The sequence below is a fragment of the Pseudooceanicola onchidii genome, from assembly GCF_004959925.1.
Taxonomy (GTDB): Bacteria; Pseudomonadota; Alphaproteobacteria; order Rhodobacterales; family Rhodobacteraceae; genus Pseudooceanicola; species Pseudooceanicola onchidii.
Genome location: NZ_SPUW01000002.1, coordinates 356,371 through 362,797, shown reverse-complemented (window position 1 = coordinate 362,797; position 6,427 = coordinate 356,371). Strand labels below are relative to the sequence as shown.

5 protein-coding genes and 1 tRNA gene are annotated in these 6,427 nt (G+C 65.2%); 3 read left to right on the top strand and 3 right to left on the bottom strand.

Features of this window, described 5'->3' with window-relative positions; all coding sequences use genetic code 11:
• Positions 1-135: 135 nt before the first annotated feature.
• Positions 136-1,872, top strand: coding sequence for a bifunctional helix-turn-helix transcriptional regulator/alpha/beta hydrolase (locus E4S58_RS09670; RefSeq protein WP_169052645.1), 1,737 nt, complete (start codon positions 136-138; stop codon positions 1,870-1,872).
• Here E4S58_RS09670 and E4S58_RS09665 read toward each other — a convergent pair.
• Both E4S58_RS09665 and E4S58_RS09660 read right to left on the bottom strand, forming a co-directional pair.
• Positions 1,857-2,330 carry an invasion associated locus B family protein gene (locus tag E4S58_RS09665; protein WP_169052644.1) on the bottom strand — a complete coding sequence of 158 codons (474 nt, stop codon included), beginning with the start codon at positions 2,328-2,330 and terminating at the stop codon, positions 1,857-1,859. The two genes, E4S58_RS09670 and E4S58_RS09665, sit on opposite strands and share 16 nt — an antisense overlap.
• Positions 2,331-2,452: 122 nt before the next feature.
• Positions 2,453-2,539: transfer RNA gene (locus tag E4S58_RS09660), tRNA-Leu, on the bottom strand.
• Positions 2,540-2,693: 154 nt separating this feature from the next.
• On the opposite strand from E4S58_RS09660, the gene E4S58_RS09655 reads away from it, so the two are divergent.
• Positions 2,694-3,677: a complex I NDUFA9 subunit family protein gene (locus E4S58_RS09655; protein WP_136636202.1), complete on the top strand. Its 984-nt coding sequence runs from the start codon at positions 2,694-2,696 to the stop codon at positions 3,675-3,677.
• Between the two features lie 203 nt (positions 3,678-3,880).
• On the opposite strand, the gene E4S58_RS09650 is transcribed toward E4S58_RS09655, so the two are convergent.
• Positions 3,881-4,684 carry an undecaprenyl-diphosphate phosphatase gene (locus E4S58_RS09650; protein ID WP_136636201.1) on the bottom strand — a complete coding sequence of 268 codons (804 nt, stop codon included), beginning with the start codon at positions 4,682-4,684 and terminating at the stop codon, positions 3,881-3,883.
• Between the two features lie 214 nt (positions 4,685-4,898).
• On the opposite strand from E4S58_RS09650, the gene E4S58_RS09645 reads away from it, so the two are divergent.
• Positions 4,899-6,335: an NAD(P)-dependent oxidoreductase gene (locus tag E4S58_RS09645; RefSeq protein ID WP_136636200.1), complete on the top strand. Its 1,437-nt coding sequence runs from the start codon at positions 4,899-4,901 to the stop codon at positions 6,333-6,335.
• Positions 6,336-6,427: the final 92 nt, after the last annotated feature.

The window sequence follows — 6,427 nt, the reverse complement described above, 5'->3', positions numbered from 1 at the left end:
AATACAGGTTCACACCCAGACAAGGTGCGTGGCAGCGCCGCGTCCGGTCAATCAAGCCGCGCTCTCAATTGGTTAACCAACGCAGGTTTTCACGATTTTTCTTGAGCTTCCGCAGTCATGTACCACAAATGGTGTATGACCATTTCAGACCAGGCCAGCCATTCTGCGGCCGAACGCAAAGACCAATTGATCGAAGCGATCTACCGTATCGCCCTTGATTCGCAGAGCTACGACACCTTCATGGATCGTTGGGACGCCTACGTCGCGGAACGGATCGAATCCCGCACCGAAGACGGCGTGGCCGAGCTTGAATCACACTTCGCCATCGCCTCGCGACTGCTTGAGGAAACCATGCCCCCGCCCACGGCGGACGGACATTCAACCCTCGCCCCCGGTGACAACCGCAGCGCCCCGCGCTTCCTGATCGACGGGCGCGGCATCGTGGTCTGGTACAATGCCGCTGCCGAACGGCTGTTCCGGTTCCGCCGGGGCGACACGCTCGACCGGCTGGACCTGCCCGAGGACCGGTTGCAGGGCCTGCGCGACATGGCCGCCGCCGTGGCCAGTCCCGCCGGCGGGCGGACGCTGCGGCCGCAGGTCTTCCCGATGCCCTCGGGCAAAAGCGACCGGCCGATGCATTTCCAGGCGCGCGTGATCACGGAAGGCACCGGCGACGAGCTGATCATGGTCTCCAAGCTGTCGACCGTCTGGCCTGCCGGCACGGTGCCCCTGCTGCGCGAAAACTTCGGACTGACCCAGGCCGAGATCGACGTTTGCGAAGGCATCGCCGACGGCAATTCCGCGGCCGAGATCGCCGAGATGCGCGGCGCCTCGCTGGCCACGGTGCGCACCCAGATCAAGAAGATCATGGCCAAGACCCGCACCACCGCGCAGCCCGAACTGGTCCGGCTGCTGCACCTGCTGGCGCGGATCGCGGTAGACAACCCCGACCGTGCGCCGCTGATGCCGCAGGGCGCGGGCCTGCGCCGGATCACCCTGCCCGACGGCCGCGTCATGCCGGTCGAAATTCACGGGCCCGACACCGGGACGCCGGTGATCTTCTTTCACGGCATGCTGGATGGTAACGCCATCACCGATCACTGCCGCGACCTGCTGTATGAACACGGCCTGCGGTTTCTCTGCCCGGTGCGCCCCTGGTTCGGCGCCGCCGATCCCGATCACGGCGACATCACCACCAGCCCCGACCGCTTTGCCGCCGACGTGCTTGAGATGATCCGCCAGACCGGGCTGGACCGGCCGATCCTGCTGGGCCACATGGGCGGCGCGCTTTATGCCTATGCGACGGCCGCTGCCGCCGAACCCGGCCAGATCGCCGGGATCGTGTCGGTGGCCGGCGGCGTCCCGATCCTGGGTCCGGGGCAATTCGCCACCATGTCGGCCCGCCAGCGCGTCGTGGCCTATACCGCCCGCTACACCCCGCGCGTCCTGCCCTTCATGCTGCGCGCCGGCATCCGCCAGATGCGCAGCGGGGGCGAACGCAAGTTCCTGATGTCATTGTACGAAAATTCGCCCGACGACCTGCCGTCCGTGGTCGATCCCGAGGTGCAGGAGATCGTGCTGAACGGCTATCGCTTCACCACCGCGCGCGGCCACCGCGCCTTCGAGATCGACAGCCGCCACGTCGTCACCGACTGGTCACGCTACATGGTGGGCTCGGACGTGCCGATCCGGATCGTGCATGGCGAAACCGACCCCGTGGTGTCGTCCGACTCGGTCCGCGCCTTTGCCGAACGACATGCGGATCGGGTGGTGCTGAACATGTTGCCCTCGACCGGGCAGCTGCTGTTCTACCGGCGCCCGGACCAGGTCGTGCAGGCCATCCGCGCGCTGCGCAATCAATCGCAGGCCTGAACCGCGTCCCAGCTTCGGGTGAACCCCATCAGCGATACCGGCAGGATCAGCGCCCGCGATCCCGGCAGGGGCCGGAAGGCAAGGAACACCCGCTCGCCCCGCTGCAACCGCGCGATCTCGGTCGCCGACACGGCGCCGCTGGCCAGGCACGTCCGGTCATCGCAGAACTGCCACGCCAGACCGACCGCATCGTCGCGACCGGCATGGGTATAGGCAATATCGCTGGCCAGATCCGCGCCAAGCGGCACCCGGACCGTCACGGTGGCAGGCACCGCCGCATCGTTCCGGTCATAGAACGCCAGCGTCGCCAGCCCGGATCCCGGTTCCTTCAGCCCGACGCTGGTGGTCGCCACGCACCCGCCCTGCCCCTTCAGAACGGACCAGTCCCGATGCGTCTGCACTTCTTGCGACAGGGCGGGGGCGGCGGCGAAACAGGCGATCAGGGCAAGGCGTCTCATGGCCGGACTGTCGTCACGACGGGGCACATGTGTCAAGCTGCAGCTGCGCGGCGGCATCTGGCGTAAGTCTTGGAATATCGGGGGAGTTTTGCGAACTGCGAAGATCCTGAGATCTCCGCAGTTGGTGCCCAGAAGAGGACTCGAACCTCCACGGCCTTGCGGCCACTGGCACCTGAAGCCAGCGCGTCTACCAATTCCGCCATCTGGGCACGAAACTGCGTGAGGCCGCGATGTAGACTGAGCCGAAGGGGGTGTCAACGGCCATTTGCGGCTTTTTTACCCCGAAAGTCATATCGCCTTGCCCGAGTGCCATCAGAGGGGTAGGTACAGGGTCACAAGACGAAGGATAGCAGGGGTTTGCGCATGACCGGGCTTGTCACCATCTTCGGCGGATCGGGCTTCCTCGGGCGATATATCGCCCGCCGCATGGCGAAACAGGGCTGGCGCGTGCGCGTCGCGACCCGCCATCCCAACGATTCCATGTTCGTTCGGACCTACGGTGCCGTCGGACAGGTCGAACCGATCTTCTGCAACATCCGCGACGACGCCTCGGTGCGGGCGGCGCTGACCGGCGCGCAGGCCGTGGTGAACTGCGTCGGCATCTTGTCAGAGAAGGGCAAGAACGGCTTCGACGCCGTGCAGACCGAAGGCGCGGGCCGCATCGCGCGCCTTGCCGCGGCGGCCGGAATCACCCGGATGGTCCAGATCTCGGCCATCGGCGCGGATGCCGACAGCGACAGCGATTATGCCCGCACCAAGGCCGAAGGCGAAGCCGCCGTGCTGGATCACATGCCCGGCGCGATGATCCTGCGCCCCTCGATCCTGTTCGGGGCCGAGGACGAATTCTTCAACCGGTTCGCCGGCATGGCGCGCATGACCCCGATCCTGCCGATGGTCGGCGGCAATACCAGGTTTCAGCCGGTCTACGTCGACGACGTGGCAGCCGTGGCCGAGATGGGCGTGCTGGGCACCGCACCGGGCGGCATCTACGAACTTGGCGGGCCCGAGGTCCGCACCTTCCGCGAGCTCATGCAAGACATGCTGGCCGTGGTCCACCGCCGCCGCATCCTGCTGAACCTGCCGGTGTTCGTCGCGCGGATCATGGCGTTCGGCCTCAGCCTCGTGCAGGCGGTGACCTTCGGGCTGATCCACAACAACACCCTGACCGCCGACCAGATCGTGAACCTGCAAAGGGACAACGTGGTGTCCGGCGACCACAAGGGGTTTGCCGACGTTGGCATCACCCCCGTCGCGGCCGAGGCAATGCTCGACAGCTATCTCTGGCGGTTCCGCCCCTCGGGCCAGTACGACGCGATCAAGGATTCGGCAAAGAACCTGCGGGCATAATTGGCGCGAGCCGCGCAGCGTCTGCCCAAGGGGAGGCGCTGGCGCGGTATGGCCTCTCGATTTATGGCACCGTGATAGCGCGCCGCCCAAGATCTTTACTGCGGTGAAGAAGCGCCTGCCCTGGGGGCGGGCAGACGCTGCGCGGCGGCTTCGCCGCTGCTTCGCGCGGAAACAAGAGCCAGTTGGTCGATACGCACTCGGCCCTACGGCCAGGCCCACCAGATCAGCCCCACGCCCAGCACCACGCGGTAGATCACGTAGGGCGTGAAGCTGACCGACCGCAGCAGCCGCATCATCAGCGTCAGCGCCAGAAGCGCCGACACGAAAGCCAGCGCCGTCGCGATCGCCAGATCCGACAGCTTGCCCAGATCATGTTCCTTCACCACGTCCACGCCCAGCAGCGCGGCCGAGGCCAGGATCACCGGGATCGACATCAGCATCGACACCTTGGCCGCATCCGTCCGCCTGTAGCCCATGAACCGCGCGCCGGTGATCGTGATGCCCGACCGCGACGTGCCGGGGATCAGCGCCACCGCCTGCCACAGGCCCAGCAGCCAGGCTTCGCGCAGGGTCCAGTCCTGCGCCTCCTTCACCTCGGCGCCCTTCTGGTCGGCCCACCACAGCACCACGCCGAAGATCAGCATGGTCCAGCCGATCACGAAGGCCGAGCGCATCAGGTCTATCGCGCCCGTGGCCTTGAGGATGAAGCCGATGACCACCGCCGGGATCGTCGCGACGATCAGCAGGAAGGCCAGCCGCGCGCCCGGCGTGTCCAGCCTGCCGCGCAGCAGCCGCGGCAGGCCCGCCACGGCCTCGCGCACGTCGGACCAGAAGTACAGAATCACCGCGCCCAGGGTCCCCACATGCACCGAGACATCCAGCGCCTGACCCTGATCCGCCAGCGAAGTAAGCTGGGGAAGAAGAATCAGGTGCCCCGAGGACGAAATCGGCAGAAACTCCGTGACGCCCTGGATGACGGCCAGCAGGATCAGTTGAAACAGGGGCATGGGGACACCTTTCGCCTTTGCTGCCGTGTTTAAGCCTTTGATGGGATATGGGAAGAGAGATGTAAGGTCCGGTTCGGACCAAAAATCGACCGCGACTCATTCGTTTTTCGGGGATGCCGCGTCGAATTCAGAAAAATAAGTCAGCACTTATGACTTTTCTTTTCCCCAGGCTTCCTCTAAGAACCCCTCAGCAAGCAGAAGCGAGGGATTCCGCGTGGCCAAGCAACCGATGTTGAAATTCGTGACCGTGAACCGCGACATGCCTGAAAAGCGTGACGCCGAGGCCCGGAACAAGGACTTCAACGAAATCTATGCAGAATACGCGGCCACCAAGGCGGAAGAGCAGGCCTCGCGCTGTTCCCAGTGCGGTGTGCCTTACTGCCAGTCGCACTGCCCGCTGCACAACAACATCCCCGATTGGCTGCGCCTGACCGCGACCAATCGCCTGGAAGAGGCCTACCAGGTCAGCCAGGCGACCAACACCTTCCCGGAAATCTGCGGCCGCATCTGCCCGCAGGACCGTCTGTGCGAAGGCAACTGCGTCATCGAACAATCCGGCCACGGCACCGTCACCATCGGCGCGGTTGAAAAGTACATCACCGACACGGCCTGGGAAAATGGCTGGGTCAAACCGGTGACCCCCTCGATCGAGCGCAAGGAATCGGTCGGCATCATCGGCGCGGGCCCCGGTGGCCTTGCCGCCGCCGACATGCTGCGCCGCGCCGGCGTGCAGGTGACCGTCTATGACCGTTACGACCGTGGCGGCGGGCTGCTGACCTACGGCATCCCCGGCTTCAAGCTGGAAAAGGACGTCGTGATGCGGCGCATCGACCAGCTGGAACAGTCGGGCGTCGAATTTATCATGAACACGACCGTGGGCGAGGATATCTCTTTCGCCGACATCCGCGCCAAGCACGACAAGGTCATCATCGCCACCGGTGTCTACAAGACCCGCGAACTGACCCAGCCCGGTAGTGATGCCAAGGGGATCGTCCGCGCAATCGACTACCTCACCGCTTCGAACAAGGCGTCGAACTTTGGCGACAAGGTCCCCGAGTTCGAAAGCGGAGAGCTGAACGCCAACGGCAAGAAGGTCGTCGTGGTCGGCGGTGGCGACACCGCGATGGACTGCGTGCGCACCGCGATCCGCCAGGGCGCGACCAGTGTGAAGTGCCTCTATCGCCGTGACCGCGCCAACATGCCGGGATCGCAGCGCGAAGTGCAGAACGCCGAGGAAGAGGGCGTCGAATTTGTCTGGCTGTCCAACCCGCTGGATTTCTCGGGCGATGCGGTGTCCAGCCTGACCATCCAGAAGATGCGCCTTGGCGCGCCGGATTCCTCGGGACGCCAGTCCCCCGAACTGATCGAAGGCTCGGACTACGTCGAAGAGGCCGACCTGGTCATCAAGGCGCTTGGGTTCGAACCCGAGGATCTGCCGACGCTGTGGGATCAGCCGGAACTGGCCGTGACCCGTTGGGGCACCATCCGCGCCGAATTCGGCACCGGCAAGACCAGCCTCGATGGTGTCTATGCAATTGGGGACATCGTCCGCGGCGCCTCGCTCGTCGTGTGGGCGATTCGCGACGGCCGGGACTGCGTGGCGGCCCTGCTGGACGATCTGACCGCCGAAAAGGCGGTCGCGGCCGAATAAAAAGCCTGCGCTTTCAGGCGCAAGCAAAGAAATCTCACCGCGCGGTGGCCGCCGACAGGCAACACCCCGCATCCCCGTAGTAATGTGATCCC